Below are 18,687 nucleotides of genomic sequence, written 5' to 3' on the forward strand. Positions count from 1 at the left end.
TACTCTAATTTATTTCCAGAACGTAGAGTACCTCTGTAAAATTTTGTAAATCCTTCTTCAGTAATAGCCTTTATAAACTTTATTTTTTCTGGCTCTTCACTATGTTCAGAAAACACATAAGTTATATTTAAATCACTATTAGATTTTATCAGATCAATTAGTACATTTTCTTCCAATTCACTTAATTTTCTATTAGTAAACTCAATAGCCATCTGTCCATGACCAATAAAACTTCTGGCCTCTTTAATTTTTTCAACTAAACTATCTCTTATAGCTAAAAAATCTACTTCATTATTTAGGTGAATGGATAATCTATCTTTTTTACCTTTTAAAATGACATAATTACTCATAAAGTATCACCTTTTTTTATCCTTATACAGTGAGTATACCACATGTTCAACATTTAATCAATACTATAGCTTATTATTATTGTAAGAATTATGAAAAAATGTTATAATTTTAAATGAAATAAAAAAAGGAGCTAAGAGTATGAGTAAAAATTATTTTAAAGGAAGTGTTGTTTTAAATCCTGTTCCAGTAGTTATGGTAACAAGTAGAAATAGTGAGGGAAAGGATAATGTTTTTACAGTTGCATGGACTGGAACTGTGTGTACAAAACCACCAATGTTATCAATTTCAATAAGGCCAGAAAGATTATCTTATGAGTATATAAAAGAGAGTATGGAGTTTACTATAAATCTTCCAACTAGAAGATTAACAAAAGAAACTGATTTCTGTGGAGTTCGTTCTGGGAGAGTTGTAGATAAAATAAGTGAGATGAAATTTACCATGAAAGAGGGAAAAGAGGTAAATAGCCCCTATATAGATGAGTGTCCTGTAAATATTGAATGTAAAGTAAAATCAATAATTCCATTAGGAACACATGACTTATTTATAGCAGAAGTACTTTGCTCACATATAGATAAAAAACTGATTGATGAAAATGGAAAAATCCATTTTGAATGGGCAAATCTTATAACTTATTCTCATGGGGAGTATTTTCCTGTTCCAAAGACACCAATAGGAAGTTTTGGATATTCAGTAGCTAAAAAAGCAACAGTAGAAAGAAAAAAATCTGAAATTAAAACAGAAGTGAAACCTAAAAAGAAAAAGAATAAATCAATAGAAAAATCAAAAAAGAAAGGAAAAAGATAATGTCAGATAGATTAAATGCTTTAGGACAATATATTGTTGAACAAACTAAGAAAAATTTTAATTTTAAACAGATAAAGAATGATCCTATTTACTATAATATTTTATTTACTGTAGGAACAGATGATTATTTAGTAGCAGATGATAAAGGCGAGATAGAATCTACAATTAGATTAATGGAGTTCAGAGCATATCATAAGGATTACCCACCAAAGCAACTAAAGAGATATACACATAGAAAGTTTGAAAAGGTTCATAAAAAGAAAGAGGAGTATATTACAGTAAAGGGAAAAAGATATATAATAATTAAATTATAATTTTATCAAGCTCAATTTTTATGTAATATAAATTTTATTAAAATTAAAACAATAAAATAATTTAAAGTTATAAAAAAGGGAAAAAACTTACTTTAGTTTTTAGAGTAAATTTTTTCCTTTTTATTTGCAGTAAGTTTTATGATTGTTTATTTTAAATAAAATATAAAGAGTTTTCTTTTTATGAGAATATAACTTATAATCTAATTTATATAACAAAAAAATTAAAACTGTGTTATAATTTTTAATGTTAAAGATAGATAAAGAGGAGTATAGAGATGAGTAAAGAGTTAAAAGATATAGATATAAAAGTTATAAAGTTCCTATTGTCAGCTGGAGTTTACAGTGATTTGGCAATAGTTAAAAATTTAGGAATAACTTATGAGGAATTAGAAGAGTCATACACAAGACTTTTAAAAGAGGGGTACCTAGAGAGTTATGAGGAGTATAAAAAAAGAGAGCAGGAGGATTGTCATTCAGGTTCTAATTGTGGAGAATGTTCTAAAAATGATGGAACATGTAGGGCGTGTTGCTCAAATAATAAACAGGAGTATTCAGATGTAAAAGTAATTACTTGGAAAGCAATAGATAGATTTCAAGAGTAAGAGAGTTTAAATAGTTAGAGGAGAAGAAGGTATTAAAAATTACTAGGAGGAGAAATGTTTTTAAAGGCAGTTGAGATTTTTGGTTTTAAGTCTTTTGGAGAGAGAGTATATATAGAATTTAATAGAGGATTAACTTCGATAGTGGGACCAAATGGAAGTGGAAAATCTAACATACTAGATGCTGTACTTTGGGTATTAGGAGAGCAATCATATAAAAATATTAGAGCTAAAGAGAGTGCGGATATAATATTTTCTGGAGGAAAAGATAAAAAGGCAATGAGTTTTGCTGAGGTTTCATTGTATATAGATAATGGAGATTCTTTTTTACAAATTGAAAGTGAAGAGGTAAAAATAACTAGAAAGTTATATTCATCTGGAGAAAATGAGTACTATATTAATGATTCAAAAGCTAGATTAAAAGATATTGGAAATCTTTTCTTAGATACAGGAGTGGGAAAGAGTGCATACTCTGTAATAGGACAAGGAAAGGTAGAGAGAATAATAGGTTCTTCATCAAAAGAGATAAAGGGAATAATTGAGGAAGCAGCAGGGATAAAAAAATTCCAGGGACAGAAAAATGAAGCAGTAAAGAATCTTGAAAATGTAGATGGAGAGTTAGAAAAGATAGATTTAGTACTTAGAGAGGTAGGAGAAAATAGAGAAAAAGTAGAGAAACAAGCTGAAAAAGCACAGGAGTATTTAAAACTAAAAGATAATAGAGATTCATTAGCTAAGGGGATATATCTTTGTGAGTATGAAAGTAAAGATAAAGAGTTAGAAAAGAATAGTGTAGATAAAGAGAACTTAGTTAAAGAGACAGAAGGACTTCAAAGTGAATTCAAAAGTATAGAGTTAAGATTAGAGGAGATAGATAAAAATAAAGTTGAATTAAAAACTTATATAGAAGAGAGTGGAAATAAGAATCAAGAGCTAAAGCAGGAGATTGGTGAAAAAGAAAAGGAAAAAGTGAGGGTTAGTGAAAGATGTTCTAGCTATAAAAGAGATATAATTGATAGAGAGAATAGATTGAAACAGGGAGAAATAAAGATTGAAGAGAAGAGAAAAGCTCTATCTGAATTAGAAAAAGAAGCTACGACAATAGCAGAAAAAATAGAGACTCTTTCAAAGGAAAACCAAGAGTTTGAAAAAGAGATAAAGGAACTGGAGAAAGAAAAGGAGGATTTTAATACTGCAAGAGAGATAAAGAAGAGAAAGGTTATGGAGTTAGAGATCGAAAGAATGAAGCTTATTAACGAGATTGAAAACTCTAATAGAAGGGTAAAAGGAAGTAGTAATAAAATAAACTCTTTAAAAGAAGAGTTAGAAATAACTAATAAAAAGATGATCGATGCTGAAACTGAGAGGGATAAGTCAAAGAAAGCATTAGATGAAAAAAATAAAAATCTTGAAGAGATAAAGGTAAGAGGGGAGTTTTTAGAGCAAGAGATTAGTAAATCAAGCCAAAGAATGAATAAGCTTTCTGAGATCATAAGAACTTCAGATTATGATGAAAAGAGATATTCATCAAAACTACAGGCCTTACTTAGATTAGAAGAGAATAATGAGGGATTTTTTAAAGGGGTAAAAGAGGTACTAAATAGTAAAATTGAAGGAGTTGAAGGAGTATTTATCTCCCTTGTAAACATTCCAGAGAGATATATGAAAGCAGTAGAAGCTGGAGTACCTGGAAATATTCAAGATATCATAGTATCTACAAGTGAGGTAGCTAAAAGGGCAATAAATTTATTGAAAGAGAAGAAAGTAGGAAGAGCATCTTTCTTAGCTTTAGATACAATAAAAGTAGGAGCCAAAAAAGATATCAAATTGAATATAGATGGAGTAATTGGACTTGCATCAGAGCTAGTTGAAACATCTGAGAGATATAAAATAGTAGTGGATTTTATCCTTGGAAATCTACTTGTTGTTGAAAATATGGACGTAGCTTTAAAAATTATAAAAAATTCGATGTTTTCTGGAAATGTTGTAACCTTAGGTGGAGAATTACTTAGCTCAAGAGGAAGAATTACAGGGGGAGATTCAGGAAACTCTACAGCTAGCCAACTTTTTGAAAGAAAAAGAGAGATTAAACATCTAAAGGAAAAGGTTGAAGAGTTAAAAGAGGTTATTTCAAAAGGTGTGGATGAACAAAATAGATTAAGTAAAGAGTTAGAAAACTTTGAGAATGAGATTGATAAGATAGATAGTGCAGAAGAGGAATTAAGAAAGCAGGTAAGAGTAGCCAAAGAGTATCATGAGGATAATGGAGCTAAGGTAGAGAGAATAAGTAAAGAGATAAGAACCATAAAGATAGAGTTAGAGGAAGAGATAAAATACAATGAAGAGTTTGAAAAGAAAATAAATACCTCTAATGATGAGATGGAAAAAATAGTTTTAATAGTCGAAAAATTAAAACAAGAGGAAGAGGGAGATATAGTAAAAGCTCAGGAGATAAATGGAGTTATAACTCAAAAAAGAGCAGAGTTTTCAGATAAGAAAATAGTATATCTAAATGTACAAGATAGAGTAAATCAAATAGAAAGAGAGAGAGAAAGAGAGAAAAAAGATTTTGAGATATTGAATTTTGAGAGAGAGGAGTTAACTCAAAAGATATCTTTCTTACAAAAAGAGATTGAAAAGCTAGAGAATTTAGAGCAAACTTTAATAAAAGAGATAGATGAAAAAGTTCAGAAATATGAAAGTGAAAATATAGAGATTGTTGAAAAGAAAAAACTGAACGAAGAGCTTGGAGTTGAGGAGAGAGAACTTCTTAAAAAGAGAAAAGAGGTAGAGAGCTATCTTTTACATAAAAGAGACAGTTTAAACAAAGTTGATGAATTGCTTATAAGATTGAATGGGGACCTAGAGAGATTAAAAGAGGGCTTAGAAAATCTTAAAAAGATAGAAGCAATTACTATTGAAGTGGAGAATTTAAAAGAGAGTAAAGAGAGATTTAAAACATTAGATAGTAGATTAAAAAATTTCCAAGCGGTGAATTTACTTGCTATTGAAGAGTTTAAAGAGTTAAATGAGAAATATAACTTTTTAGCAACTCAAAGAGAGGACTTAACAAAGGGAAAAAATGTACTTTTAGAACTTATAAAAGAGATTGACGAAACTATACATAGTAGATTTTTTACAGCATATAAGGCTATAGATGAAAACTTTAATAAAATGTGTATGGAAACTATAAATAATGCTGAGGGGAAATTGATACTAAATAATCCAGATAATTTTGATGAGTGTGGAGTAGAGATATTTGTTAAGTTTAAAAATAAGAAAAGACAATCTCTTTCACTACTTTCTGGTGGAGAAAAATCAATGGTTGCTATTGCATTTATAATGGGGATATTTATGTTTAAACCAAGTCCATTTACTTTCCTAGATGAGATAGAAGCGGCTTTAGATGAAAAAAATACTAGAAAGTTAATAGGAAAATTAAAGGAGTTCACAGATAAATCTCAATTTATTTTAATCACTCACAATAAGGATACTATGAGAGAATCAGAGAGTATCTTTGGAGTAACTATGAATAAAGAGATAGGAATATCAAAAATTGTACCAGTAAAATTTTAAAATGAAAGTCCTTATTAAAATATAGATATATAAAGCTTTAATAAATATAAAGAAAATTCTTTGGGAAAATTCCTTGACTTTTTACTTTTTCTAAGGTTAAAATATAAAGTAGAACATTTTATTTGAGGAGTAATAATGAGAATATTAGCATATATATATTACCTCATAACTTCCCTTAGAAATTTTCTTTATGATAAGAGAATTTTACCAATAAGGAGAGTAGAGGGAGTAGAGATTATCTGTATAGGTAATATAACTGTAGGTGGAACAGGAAAGACACCAGCTGTACAATATTTTGTAAAAAAGTTGCAAAAAATGGGAAGAAAAGTGGCTGTTGTTTCAAGAGGGTATAGAGGAAAAAGAAAAAGAGAACCTCTATTAGTGAGTGATGGTTATGAAATTTTTGCAACTGCTAGGGAGAGTGGAGATGAGCCATTCATTCATGCCTTGAATTTAAAAGTTCCTATAGTTGTCAGCTCAAATAGATACAAAGGGTGTCTTTTTGCTAAAAAACATTTTGATATAGATACTATTGTTCTAGATGATGGATTTCAACACAGAAAGCTTTATAGAGATAGAGATATAGTTTTGATAGATGCAACTAATCCATTTGGGTGGGGAGAGGTTCTACCTAAAGGTATGTTGAGAGAAGATTTTAAAAAGGGAGCTAAGAGAGCTACAGAGTTTATCATAACAAAATCAGATTTGGTAAGTGAAAGAGAAGTAGAGAGAATAAAAAAATATTTAAAAAAGAAGAGTGGAAAAGAGGTTTCTACAGCAAAGCATGGAGTAACTTCTCTATGTGATTTAAAAGGAAATCAAAAACCTCTTTTCTGGGTAAAAGGAAAGAGGGTACTTCTTTTTTCAGGATTAGCTAATCCACTAAATTTTGAAAAAACAGTAATATCTTTGGAGCCCTCATATATAGAAAGAGTTGATTTTATGGATCATCATAATTTTAAAAGAAAAGATATAGAGCTGATACAAAGACGTGCTGAAAGTATGAAGGCATCATTTATAATTATGACAGAAAAAGATCTTGTAAAATTACCTACAGATATGAATATGGAGAACTTTTTCGTTTTAAAAATAGAGTTTACTATTTTAGAGGATAATTGTTTAAAAGGAATTGGAGGAAATGTAAATAATGCAGTATAATATGCTTGATATAATAAGAGAAAAAGATGAGAAAAATCTTAGATCTTATTTAAAAGAAAGTGGAAAAATAGAAGTTTTGAGTGAAAGTGCTCAGTTTTTAGATAAAAGATCGTATTTAACTATTGATACAAAGGGAGATATAAAAAGAAAGAAGGGTAATTTTGCTTTACCTGTTTTTTCTTTTTTAAAGACAGAAGATGATTATGTAGAGGTATTATTGAACTCTTGTGATATTAAAGAGAGACAAAACTTAGATAAGATAGAGAGATATTCTAATTTAGATATTGAAAAGGTAAAGTTAAATTATATAAAGACACTTTTTAATGGTAATTTAGAGTTTTCAAAAAGATATGGAAAGGAACTATTTTTAAGAGATAGAGAAACATTCTTTAAAATTTCTTCTAACTTTGCCCTAATAGGTGATGATAATATAAAACCATTAATGGTTTTAAGCCTAAAAGAATTAATGAAAGAGTACAATGAAAATATTTTCTATATTTTTATATCATATATGACAAAATCAAGGGATAATACAGCTTTTTATGAGAATGCAGAAAGTTATTTAGGAAGTGTGGAGGAGTTAAGGTCAGAACTTTTTTTAAATAAAGAATTATTAGAAAGTTTAGAAGGGTTACAAATTCTTACTTCTTTAGCACTTATTGATGTTGTAGAGGTTGATAATAGGGAAAAGATACTTGGAAAATTAAAAGCTATGATAGAGAGTAAAAAATTATACACTCCTCTTAAAAATATAGAGAAAAGAGTTTTAAATGTTTTTTTATAGGAGGATAGATGTTGAAATATTTTAATAGTAAGCTAATTACCTATATAAAAGGAAAACATAGTAAGAATGAAGCTTTGAAAATTTTAGTTGATTTAATAAGAGAGAATAGTGATGCTCTGAAAGATGAAAACCACTTTTATGAAAATATATTAGCTAGAGAAGAATTAGGTAGTACTGGTATAGGGCAGGGAATTGCCATTCCTCATGCAAGAAGTGAAAAAATAGACAAAATAGTAGTAGCTATAGGGTTATTAGAGCATAGAGTAGATTTTAAATCTCCTGATGGTGAAGGTGTAAAGATAGTAATTTTAGTTGGTGCACCAAAGGGACAAAATAAAGAGTATCTACACTTAGTTTCTGAACTAGTTAGAACTTTTAGAGATAAGAAATTGAGAGAAGCTGTAACATGTGCAACAAATTATCAAGAACTTCTTGAGGCTATTGCGGAGTTAAAATGAGAATAGGAATATATGGTGGGAGTTTTAACCCAATACATAGAGCTCATGTGGAGATAGTAAAATTTATTCTAGAAAAGATGAACTTAGATAAGATAATAATAATTCCAGTTGGAAAAGCATCACATAGGGCAGACATTATGTTGAGTGGTGAACTAAGAAAAAAGATGTGTGAATTAGCTTTTGAAGGTGAAGATAAAATAGTAGTTTCAGATATTGAGATAAAGAGTAAAAAAACTTCTTATACAGTTGACACCTTGAAAAAAATAATCTCTTATTATGGTGGACATAATGAATTTTATGAGATAATAGGAGAGGATTCAGCATATAATTTTTCGAAATGGAAGGATTATAAAAAGATATTAGAGTTAAGTAAAGTTATTGTTTTTCGTAGAGAAGGATATGTGGGTGGAGTTGAAGATAGAAATATAATTTATCTAGATACACCACTATATAATATATCGTCGACGATGATAAGAGAAAGAATAAAAAATGGTGAAGATATATCTGAGCTAGTTCCAGAGAAAGTAGAAGAGTTTATAAAAAAAAATGAGTTATATAATTAAAAATGTAAAGGACTGTTAATCTATGACAGTCCTATTTTCAAAAGGAGGAGTTATGAGATTATTTATTATTTCTGATATTCATGGGTCACTTTATTACTTGAAAAAAGCGATAGAGATATTTGAAAAGGGAGGGTATGATAAATTAGTAATATTAGGAGATGAATTATATCATGGACCTAGAAATCCTTTACCAAAGGATTACTCTCCTAAGGATGTAATAGAGATTTTGAATAGCTATAAAGACAGGATTATAGCAATAAGAGGGAATTGTGATAGTGAAGTTGATCAAATGGTTTTAAAGTATCCGATTATGAGTGACTATACTATGATATATTTAGGTGGAAGAAGAGTCTATCTAACACATGGTCATATATATAATATGGACAATCCTCTTCATATGTCAGAAGGAGATATTATGCTATATGGTCATTTTCATATACCAATGTTAGAAAAAAAAGATGGAAAATACTTTTTAAATCCAGGTTCGATCTCATTACCTAAAAATGGAAGTAAAAATAGTTTTGCTATTTTAGATGAAGAGAAATTTGAAATTAGAGATTTAGAGGAAAATATCTTATTTCAGGGGTATTTTAATTAGTAGATAAACGGTTTTAAAACATATTTTTAATAAAAATTTTGAGAAATAAATAAAAAGACTTACAATTATTTGAAAAGTATGTTACAATATATCATACTGTATAAAAAAATATAGGATTATTCTCTGAATTATAAATTAATAAAAAATTTATTAATCTTTTTATCCGCTAAATGCTTATATAAAATTTGAACAGAGGGGATTCCTATAATAAAACAGTTATCATTATATTATAGGACACTGCGGTGTTTAATGATGAATTTTAGATTATAAGGACGTGAATAATGGAAAAATTAGAAAAGTTTAGAGAATTAGGGTTGAGTGAAAAAACATTAAAGGCTTTGGCAAAAAAGGGATATGAGCAACCAACTCCAATACAAGCTTTAACAATACCAGCTCTTTTAAATGGAGATAAAGATATAATAGGACAGGCTCAAACTGGAACAGGAAAAACAGCTGCTTTTTCTTTACCAATTTTAGAAAACTTTGAAGCTGATAAGAATATTCAAGCAATTGTATTAGCTCCAACTAGAGAGCTTGCACTACAAGTAGCAGAGGAGATGAACAGTCTAGCTCATGGTAAAAAAATAAGAATAACTCCTGTTTATGGTGGGCAATCTATAGAGTTTCAAATCAGACAATTAAAAAAGGGAACTGATATAATAGTAGGAACTCCTGGAAGAGTTATGGATTTAATGGATAGAAAGTTAATAAAACTTCGAAATCTTAAATACTTTATTCTAGACGAAGCTGATGAGATGTTAAATATGGGATTCGTAGAGGATATAGAGAAAATTTTAGAAGCTACAAATGAGGATAAGAGAATGTTATTTTTCTCAGCAACTATGCCTAATGAGATAATGAAAATAGCAAAAAATCATATGAAAGATTATGAGGTATTAGCTGTAAAAGCAAGAGAGCTAACTACAGATTTAACTGACCAGATATACTTCGAGGTACAGGAGAAAGATAAGTTTGAAGCACTATGTAGAATAATAGATTTAACTAGAGATTTCTATGGAATAGTATTCTGTCGTACAAAAAATGATGCTAATGATTTAGTTGGAAAATTAAATGATAGAGGGTATGATGCTGAAGGACTACATGGTGATATCAGCCAAAACTATAGAGAGGTTACATTAAAAAGATTTAAAGCTAAGAAGATAAATGTTCTTGTAGCTACAGATGTAGCAGCAAGAGGAATAGATGTAAACGATCTATCACATGTTATCAACTATTCTATACCACAAGAGGCTGAAAGCTATGTACATAGAATAGGAAGAACTGGAAGAGCTGGAAAAGAGGGAACAGCAATAACTTTTATAACTCCACAAGAGTATAGAAAATTACTTCAAATTCAAAGAATAGTAAAAACTGAGATAAGAAAAGAGAGAGTTCCTGAGATAAAAGATGTAATTCAAGCTAAAAAGTTTAGATTAATGGAAGAGTTAAATATGATTTTAGCTGAGGGAAATTATGATAACTTTAAAGATTTTGCAAAAGAGTTATTAAATGGAGAGCAAGCTTTAGATATAGTAGCTGCACTATTAAAACATGCTTATGATGATATATTAGATGAAAATAATTACAATGAGATAAGTGAAGTTAAATTAGAAAAATCTGGAAAAGTTAGATTATTTATAGCTTTAGGAAGAAAAAATGCAATGACTCCTAAAAAACTTGTTGATTATGTAATAAAGAGATCTAAAGTTGATGATAGAAAGATAAAAAATGTAGAGGTATTTGAAAACTTCTCATTTATGTCTGTTCCTTTTACAGAAGCTGAGATAATATTAGAAGCTTTCCAAAAAGAAAAAAATGGTAAAAAACCTCTTGTTGAAAAAGCAAAGGATAAATCTGAAGAGGGAAGTAGCAAATCAAAATCTGGAAAAGATAGAGCTAAAAAAAGAAAAAAAGATAATCAAGAGTAGTCTTAAGAACGGTTAGAAATAGCCGTTCTTTTTTCTTTAAAAAGTTTCATATTTATGCTATAATTAGAGCATTAAGAAAGTTTTGGGAAGTGAAATTATGGGAAAAGTAATATACTTCACTGGGGGAGCTAGGAGTGGGAAAAGTCTACAGGCAGAGAGATATATTCTCAATAACAATTATATCTCAAAAATATATGTAGCAACTTCTATTCCCTTTGATGAAGAGATGAGAGCAAGAGTAGAAAAACATAGAGAGCAGAGGGGAGAAGATTGGATAACTATAGAAGCTTATAGGGAATTAATTAAAAAACTTACTCCATTTTCAAAAAAAGGAGGAGTTGTATTATTAGATTGTTTAACCAATATGGTTAGTAATTTGATGATTCTAGAAAAAGAGTATGATTGGGATACAATATCTATGAGTGAGATAAAAAACATAGAGAATGGAATAGAAAAAGAGGTGAGAGAACTTCTTGAATTTGTAAAGAGAGAGCCTATAGATATGGTAATTGTATCCAATGAGATAGGAATGGGGATAATACCAGCTTATCCTTTGGGGAGATATTTTAGAGATATTTGTGGAAAGATAAATCAATTAGCAGCAGAATATTCTGATGAAGCATATATGGCTGTATCAGGATTACAATTACAATTAAAATAGAAATAATGGAGGAAATATATGAATGGAATAGCATTACTTTTTAAATTTATGACAAGATTACCAATAGGATTTGAACCAAAGTTTGAATCAGACTCACTAGGAAAAAGTATGAAGTTTTTTCCAGTAGTTGGAATGGTAATGGGAATTATACTTTTTATTTTCTTTTGGCTTTTTAGTCATTTTATATACTCTTCAATGTTAATGGCAGTACTTTTAGTTATAATAGAAGTTGTACTTACTGGAGGATTACACTTAGATGGTTTAGCTGATACCTTTGACGGAATATTTAGTTATAGAAGTAAGCAAAAGATGTTAGAAATAATGAAGGATTCTAGATTAGGAACAAATGGAGGATTAGTTTTAATTCTTTATTTTATTTTAAAAGTAGCACTTTTATACGACTTAGATGTAACATTTGGTGTACCAAGTGGAATAGTGTTTTTATTAACACCAGCTTTTGCAAGATTAAATAGTGTTGTAAACTGTTATGCCGCTCCTTATGCTAGGGCAACTGGTATGGGAAAAACTTTTGTTGATAATACAAATGGAATAAGTTTAGTGATTGCAACACTACTTACACTTATCTATGGCTTTATCATATGCAAAGTATTTTTCCTACCATATATTTTATTAGGAATTATACCTGTATTAATGATATTAGGGTATATATTTGCTAAACTTATGACAAGAAAAATCGGAGGAGTTACTGGAGATACACTTGGTGCTATAGTTGAGATATCAGAAATTTTAGTTATTTTTATGATATATCTATGTGCTTCTCTATTTGTATAGGTAAAAAATGGGAAAATTAATATTAGTAAGACATGGACAAACTGATATGAATATAGAGAACATATATTTTGGTTGGTTAGATCCAGAGCTTAATTCAAATGGAATAGAGCAGGGAAAAAGGGCTAGAGATATATTGAAAAATATACCATATGATAAAATCTATTCAAGTGATTTAAAAAGAACTAGAGAAACCGCAATATTGATTAACTATTTAGAGAGATATATAATCTTAGATAAAAGAATTAGGGAGTTAAACTTTGGAATATTTGAAGGATTAAGCTATCAGGAGATTCAAGAGAGATATCCGTTAGAGGCTAAAGAGAGTGCAGAAAATTGGAAAAACTTTAATTTTATTACTGGTGAGAGTCCAAGAGATTTACAAAAACGTGCTATTGATTTTGTAGAGAGTTTAGATCTATCAAAAGATAACTTGGTAGTAACTCATTGGGGAGTGATAAACTGTATATTGAGTTGGTATTTTTCAAATGAGTTAGATAGTTATTGGAAATATTCTGTTGAAAATGGTGGAGTCTGTATAATAGAGTTTGTAGATAATTTTCCAATATTAAAAGGCTTAAATATAGGGTGAGTGCTATGACTGAGATAAAAGATATTTTAGGGAATATAAAAGGATTAGATTTAGAGAGTATGAAGATGGCTCAAGAGGAGCTAGATAGTAAAATGAAACCCCAAGGAAGTTTAGGGATTTTAGAAAAAATAGCAAAAAATATGGCTGGAATTTACGGTTATCCAATAGAAAAAATTAGTAAGAGATGTCATATAGTAGCTTCAGCAGATAATGGGGTCATAGAGGAAGGGGTATCCTCTTGCCCTGTAGAATATACAAGAATAGTATCAGAGGCTATGTTGAATAAGATAGCTTGTATTGGTATTTTTACTCAAAGATTGGGAGTCGAGTTCAATTTGATAGATGTGGGAATGAAAACGCCTATTCCAAGAGCATATGGAAATCTTTATGAAAAAAATATAAGGCGAGGAACAGAAAACTTTTATAAAATGCCTGCCATGAACAGAGATGAGTGTATTAGAGCTATAAAAGTTGGTATAGATATAATAGCTGAAAAATCTGATGGAGTGACAGTCTTTTCTAATGGAGAGATGGGAATAGGGAATACAACTACAAGTTCTGCAATATTATACTCTTTTACAAAATTTGATTTGGATAAAATTGTTGGAAGAGGTGGAGGATTAAGTGATTTAGCTCTTATAAAGAAGAAAACGATAATTAAAGAGGCATGTAAAAGATATAATACTTTTAATATGCAACCTATAGATATAATATCCCATGTTGGAGGTTTAGATATAGCTTGTATGGTTGGAATGTATCTAGGAGCTGTTAAACATAGAAAGCTTATGTTAGTTGATGGCTTTATCTCTGCTGTTGCAGCTTTTACAGCATATAGAATAGAACCAAAAGTAAAAGATTTTATTTTATTTACCCATATGAGTGAAGAACCAGGAATGAAAGTAATTCTTGATCTTTTTGAAGAGAAAGCTTTTTTAAATCTAAATATGAGATTGGGTGAGGGAACTGGAGCTGTTTTGGCATATCCAATTTTAGATTGTGCTTTGGATATGTTAAATGGAATGAAAACTCCAACAGCTGTATATAATCTTTTTAAATAGGAATAAAGAGGGCGGAATATGGAGAAAAAGTATGAGGGACATAGAGAAAGACTTAGAAAAAAATATCTACAGGGAGGGTATTTTGCTTTTCATGAGTATGAGGTACTAGAGCTTCTTTTAACATATGTGATACCTAGAAAAGATACAAAACCAATAGCAAAAGATTTAATTGAGAAATTTGGAAGTTTAGATGAAGTTGTAACAGCTAGTATAGAGGAGTTATGTAGTATCTCTGGAATAAAAGAGAATAGTGCAATATTTGTAAAGCTTCTAGGGGATCTTTCTAAAAATCTCTATAAAGGGGAGATAAAAAAAGAGGGAATACAATTAAAAGATAAAAACTCTCTGATAAGATATTTGAGAAGTGAGATTGGATTCTCTTCAAGAGAGGAGTTTCGTGTTATATTCTTAAATAATTATAATATGCTAGTTGGAAGTGAAACTCTTTTCATAGGAACTATAGATAAAAGTGCTGTTTATCCAAGAGAGATAGTTGAAAAAGTTTTATATTATAAAGCTAAAGGTATAATTTTTGCACATAATCATCCTTCTGGAAATTTGAGACCTTCAAAGCAGGATATTCAAATAACAGAGCATATGCAAGAGGCATTAGATCTGATAGATGTAAAGTTATTAGAACATATAATTATAACACAAGATGGATATTTTAGTTTTCTAGAAGAGGGACTAATCTAAAAGCTTGTATTGAATTCAAAAGTATGATAAGATGATATAGACAGAAATAAAGTTTGGAGGAGTTAATGGAAGAGATAAATAGAGAAGAACTTGAAAATATTAACCAAGAACCAAAATTTTATAAAGTTTTAGGTGTTATGTTTGAAGTTACTAAAAAAAGATATTATTTTGAAGTTATAGATAATGAAGTATATAAAAAGGGAGATAAGGTAATAGTAGATACTGTTAGAGGAAAAGAGATAGGTGTTGTATATGGGGAAGCTAGAATGCTACCAGAATCTCAAGTTATATTACCTTTAAAACCTGTTTTAAAAAGAGCTAGTAAGGAAGAGGAAGAGAGATATTTAGAGATAAAAACTGATTCTTTAAAAGCTAAAGAGGTTTGTAGAGAGAGAATAACTCATCATAAATTACCAATGAAGTTAGTAGAGACTGAATATACTTTTGATAAAACAAAGCTTATATTCTACTTCACTGCTGAGGGAAGAATCGACTTTAGAGATCTAGTAAAGGATTTAGCTAATATTTTTAGAGTAAGAATTGAATTAAGACAGATAGGAGTTAGAGATGAAGCTAGAATTTTAGGAACTGTAGGAGTTTGTGGAAAAGAGCTTTGTTGTAGAACTTTTATAAATAAATTTGATTCTGTTTCTATAAAAATGGCTAGAGATCAAGGGTTGGTAATAAATCCAGCAAAGATTTCTGGAGTTTGTGGAAGATTACTTTGTTGTATAAATTATGAATACCATCAATATGAAGAAGCTTTAAGAAATTACCCAGCAGTAAACCAATTAGTAAAAACACCAAAGGGTGAGGGAAAAGTAATAAGTATTAGTCCACTAAATGGATATCTTTTTGTAGATATTGAAAATAAGGGAATGATGAAGTTTGGTGTCGAAGAGGTAAGATTTAATAGAAAAGAAGCAAATAAGCTTAAAAATGAAAAAACTGCTGAAGAGCTTGCACACAAGGAGCTAGAAAAGGAATAGTTATGTTACATAAAGATGAAGATATAACATTGTTAAAAGATAACTATAAACTTATTCAAAAGAAAGATGGATTTAGATTTTCAGTTGATGCTATCATATTAGCAGATTTTTTTCATTCTAATAAGATTGGAAAAATTTTAGATATTGGAACAGGAAATGGAATAATACCAGTGTTATTGTATTCTAAAGGAAAAGGAAAAGATATTATTGGTATTGATATTCAAGAGGAAAATGTATCTTTAGCAAAAAGAAATATGGAGCTAAATCAACTTGAAGAGAGTATAAAAATAGAAAGTGCAGATATCAAAGAGTATCCATATGGAAATACTTTTGATTATATAGTTTCAAATCCACCCTATATGAAAGCAGATGGTAAGAAACAAAATGACTTGAATAGTAAGGCTATAGCAAGACATGAAATAAAGTTAACTCTGAAAGAATTAATAGAGAATGCTAAAAGAGTTCTAAAACCTATTGGAAGTTTTACCTTAGTTCATAGAAGCTATAGATTTACAGAGATATCAAGAATCTTAGAGGAGAATGGTTTTTCTCTAAAGAGAGTTAGATTTGTTTATTTTTCTAAAGAGAGAAGTTCAAATCTTGTTTTAATTGAAGCTTGGAAGGGAAAAAAATTCCAGTTGGAGATAGAACCACCTCTTTTCCTTGAGGAGAGTGGTTATTAAAGGGTAAAGAAAAGTAAAGAGCTAAATAAAATTTTTTAATTGTTTAATAAAATAGAAGGAGAAAAATTAAAGAAAAAAATGGAACTTTTAAGATTTGTGGAACAAAATGATTTAGAGAAATTTAAAGAGAATTTGGATATGGATGCAATTGAAGAGTTAGATGAGAAAAAAAATACAATTCTTCATCACTGTGTGGATATGGACAAGTACGAATTTGTAGATGCCCTATTATACAATGGAGCAGATCCTAATACTAAAAATAAAGAAGGAAATACTCCACTTCACATAGCCGCTCAAAAAAATTATGGAAAAATAATGGAGCTATTATTAGAGTTTGGTGGAGATTTAGAGATAAAAAATAATCATCAAAGAACAGCTGTAAATTTAGCAATAGCTTCTAAAGCAAATAGTGTTTTAAAAACAATTGAAAACAGTGGAGCTGACTATAAAGGTTTAGGGGCTGGATTTGAAAAGATGGGACACCACAGAAAATTAGAAGATTAATAATCCAAAGTTGATAAAGATGATCATTGTTGACAAAAATACTTGCCTTTTTTCGAGATATATGTTAAGATAGAACTGAGTTAGAAAGTAAGGCACTAGTGATATATTTAGGTCGAGTTAGATAGATTTTGAAAAATTTTCAAAGTTTTTAGCTTGACCTTTTTTTATTGAAAAATTAAAGGGAGGTTGTCAAGAATGAATTATAATCTTATAGCTAGGAATATTTTAGAAGCAGTAGGAGGAAATGAGAACATAATAAATTTTTCTCATTGTTTTACAAGGCTTAGATTTACATTGAAAGAGAGTGAAAAAGCTGATAAAAAAAGAATAGAGAAATTAGAAGGAGTGATATCAGTAGTTGAAAGTGGAGGTCAGTTTCAAATTGTAATAGGAACAAAGGTAGGTAAAGTATATGAAAAACTATTAGAATTAATAGATGTTACTAAAGAGCAAAAAAAGGAAAGTAGAGAAAATATCTGGAATAAACTACTGATATCTATTTCAACGATATTTACTCCAATTGTACCAGCAATAGCAGCTTCTGGATTGCTAAAGGGATTCTTAACTATGGCTAAGATATTAGTAGCAAATAGAGGTGGAGATATAACGACAAGTAGTACATATAGTATTATGTTAGCTTCAACAGATGCAATATTTTATTTTATGCCAATCATATTAGCTTATACAAGTTCTAAGGTTTTTAAAGCTAATGAGTTTGTAGCTATGGCTTTAGGAGGAACAATGTGTTATCCTATGATAATATCTCTAATGACAGGAGTAAATAGTGTATCTATGTTTGGAATAGAGATTACAAAGGCAAGTTATACATCTTCAGTAATTCCAATAATATTAGGTGTTTTTATCTTATCCTATATACAAAAATTTTTAGAGAAGATAATACCAGAGGTTTTAAAAATCATTTTAGTACCAGGATTTTCATTATTAATTATGGTTCCAGCTACATTCATAATCTTTGGACCTATTGGTATCTATATAGGAGATCTTATAAGTTTTGCTTATAGAGGAATGATGAGTTTAAGCCCTATCTTATGCGGGGGATTTATAGGAGGAATGTGGTGTGTATTTGTAATATTTGGGGCACACAGAGCTTTGATACCTATTGGAATAAATGATGTTGCTCTATATGGTCAACAAAATCTTTTAGCATTTGCTGGAGCAGCTAATTTTTCACAAGGTGGAGCAGCTTTAGGAGTAATGTTAAAAACAAAAAATAAAAATTTAAAAACAATAGCAGCTTCAGCAAGTTTACCGGCAATACTTTGTGGAATAACAGAACCAGCTATCTATGGATGCAATCTTCGTTTAAAAAGACCGATGATATATGCTGTTATATCAGGGGCAATAGGAGGAGCTATAATGGGAGCAGCTGGAGTTTATGGAGATGCTTTTGCTAATAATGGGGTTCTAACACTTGCCACATATGCAGCTTTTGGATTAAAGAAATTTATGTTTTACCTATTAGGAATAGGGGTTTCATTTTTTGGAGCAACTATTTTGACTATTATATTTGGATTTGAAGATATAGAGGAAAAAAGTAGAATTTAATTAAATAGAGGAGGAT

The 18,687-nt window shown here is 29.5% G+C and carries 20 protein-coding genes; 19 read left to right on the plus strand and 1 reads right to left on the minus strand.

Annotated features, from left to right (window positions below):
• Window positions 1–350, minus strand: a 350-nt coding sequence (locus IAA47_07215; protein MBU3842753.1) for a septum site-determining protein MinC, incomplete at its 3' end; no start/stop codon positions are given.
• A gap of 139 nt (window positions 351–489) precedes the next feature.
• On the opposite strand from IAA47_07215, the gene IAA47_07220 reads away from it, so the two are divergent.
• The 19 genes from IAA47_07220 to IAA47_07310 all read left to right on the plus strand — a co-directional run bounded on the left by IAA47_07220 (window position 490) and on the right by IAA47_07310 (window position 18,671).
• Window positions 490–1,155 carry a flavin reductase family protein gene (locus tag IAA47_07220; protein ID MBU3842754.1) on the plus strand — a complete coding sequence of 222 codons (666 nt, stop codon included), beginning with the start codon at window positions 490–492 and terminating at the stop codon, window positions 1,153–1,155.
• Window positions 1,155–1,469, plus strand: a complete 315-nt coding sequence (locus IAA47_07225) for a hypothetical protein (GenBank protein ID MBU3842755.1) — start codon at window positions 1,155–1,157, stop codon at window positions 1,467–1,469. Before IAA47_07220 ends, IAA47_07225 begins: the two co-directional genes overlap by 1 nt.
• Before the next feature lie 275 nt (window positions 1,470–1,744).
• Complete coding sequence (locus IAA47_07230) at window positions 1,745–2,071, plus strand: hypothetical protein (protein ID MBU3842756.1); 327 nt, start codon at window positions 1,745–1,747, stop codon at window positions 2,069–2,071.
• A 54-nt stretch (window positions 2,072–2,125) separates the two neighbouring features.
• Window positions 2,126–5,644 (plus strand): chromosome segregation protein SMC, encoded by a 3,519-nt coding sequence (gene smc, locus IAA47_07235; GenBank protein ID MBU3842757.1) that lies wholly within the window; start codon window positions 2,126–2,128, stop codon window positions 5,642–5,644.
• Between the two features lie 135 nt (window positions 5,645–5,779).
• Window positions 5,780–6,802: a tetraacyldisaccharide 4'-kinase gene (lpxK, locus tag IAA47_07240; protein MBU3842758.1), complete on the plus strand. Its 1,023-nt coding sequence runs from the start codon at window positions 5,780–5,782 to the stop codon at window positions 6,800–6,802.
• Entirely contained in the window at window positions 6,792–7,586 is a 795-nt protein-coding gene (locus IAA47_07245) for a hypothetical protein (protein MBU3842759.1), read from the plus strand. Before lpxK ends, IAA47_07245 begins: the two co-directional genes overlap by 11 nt.
• Before the next feature lie 8 nt (window positions 7,587–7,594).
• Window positions 7,595–8,044: a PTS sugar transporter subunit IIA gene (locus IAA47_07250; protein ID MBU3842760.1), complete on the plus strand. Its 450-nt coding sequence runs from the start codon at window positions 7,595–7,597 to the stop codon at window positions 8,042–8,044.
• Window positions 8,041–8,607, plus strand: a complete 567-nt coding sequence (gene nadD, locus IAA47_07255; protein MBU3842761.1) for a nicotinate-nucleotide adenylyltransferase — start codon at window positions 8,041–8,043, stop codon at window positions 8,605–8,607. Before IAA47_07250 ends, nadD begins: the two co-directional genes overlap by 4 nt.
• Before the next feature lie 52 nt (window positions 8,608–8,659).
• Window positions 8,660–9,205, plus strand: coding sequence for a phosphodiesterase (gene yfcE / locus IAA47_07260; protein ID MBU3842762.1), 546 nt, complete (start codon window positions 8,660–8,662; stop codon window positions 9,203–9,205).
• 281 nt (window positions 9,206–9,486) lie between these two features.
• Window positions 9,487–11,133: a DEAD/DEAH box helicase gene (locus tag IAA47_07265; protein ID MBU3842763.1), complete on the plus strand. Its 1,647-nt coding sequence runs from the start codon at window positions 9,487–9,489 to the stop codon at window positions 11,131–11,133.
• A gap of 97 nt (window positions 11,134–11,230) precedes the next feature.
• Complete coding sequence (gene cobU / locus IAA47_07270; GenBank protein ID MBU3842764.1) at window positions 11,231–11,794, plus strand: bifunctional adenosylcobinamide kinase/adenosylcobinamide-phosphate guanylyltransferase; 564 nt, start codon at window positions 11,231–11,233, stop codon at window positions 11,792–11,794.
• 18 nt (window positions 11,795–11,812) lie between these two features.
• Complete coding sequence (cobS, locus tag IAA47_07275; GenBank protein ID MBU3842765.1) at window positions 11,813–12,586, plus strand: adenosylcobinamide-GDP ribazoletransferase; 774 nt, start codon at window positions 11,813–11,815, stop codon at window positions 12,584–12,586.
• 7 nt (window positions 12,587–12,593) lie between these two features.
• A complete protein-coding gene (locus IAA47_07280; protein MBU3842766.1) occupies window positions 12,594–13,175 on the plus strand; it encodes a histidine phosphatase family protein in 582 nt (193 codons plus the stop codon).
• Window positions 13,176–13,180: 5 nt separating this feature from the next.
• Window positions 13,181–14,233, plus strand: a complete 1,053-nt coding sequence (cobT, locus tag IAA47_07285; protein MBU3842767.1) for a nicotinate-nucleotide--dimethylbenzimidazole phosphoribosyltransferase — start codon at window positions 13,181–13,183, stop codon at window positions 14,231–14,233.
• A gap of 18 nt (window positions 14,234–14,251) precedes the next feature.
• The gene (gene radC, locus IAA47_07290) at window positions 14,252–14,929 is read left to right on the plus strand and encodes a DNA repair protein RadC (protein ID MBU3842768.1); all 678 of its coding nucleotides are present in this window, start codon (window positions 14,252–14,254) and stop codon (window positions 14,927–14,929) included.
• A 65-nt stretch (window positions 14,930–14,994) separates the two neighbouring features.
• Window positions 14,995–15,918, plus strand: a complete 924-nt coding sequence (locus tag IAA47_07295; GenBank protein ID MBU3842769.1) for a stage 0 sporulation family protein — start codon at window positions 14,995–14,997, stop codon at window positions 15,916–15,918.
• Window positions 15,919–15,920: 2 nt separating this feature from the next.
• Window positions 15,921–16,601 carry a methyltransferase gene (locus tag IAA47_07300; GenBank protein MBU3842770.1) on the plus strand — a complete coding sequence of 227 codons (681 nt, stop codon included), beginning with the start codon at window positions 15,921–15,923 and terminating at the stop codon, window positions 16,599–16,601.
• Between the two features lie 78 nt (window positions 16,602–16,679).
• Window positions 16,680–17,105 carry an ankyrin repeat domain-containing protein gene (locus IAA47_07305; protein MBU3842771.1) on the plus strand — a complete coding sequence of 142 codons (426 nt, stop codon included), beginning with the start codon at window positions 16,680–16,682 and terminating at the stop codon, window positions 17,103–17,105.
• Between the two features lie 195 nt (window positions 17,106–17,300).
• Window positions 17,301–18,671, plus strand: coding sequence for a PTS transporter subunit EIIC (locus IAA47_07310; GenBank protein ID MBU3842772.1), 1,371 nt, complete (start codon window positions 17,301–17,303; stop codon window positions 18,669–18,671).
• Window positions 18,672–18,687 lie beyond the last annotated feature (16 nt).

The sequence above is a fragment of the Candidatus Fusobacterium pullicola genome (genome assembly GCA_018883725.1).
In the GTDB taxonomy this organism is placed as follows: Bacteria; Fusobacteriota; Fusobacteriia; order Fusobacteriales; family Fusobacteriaceae; genus Fusobacterium_A; species Fusobacterium_A pullicola.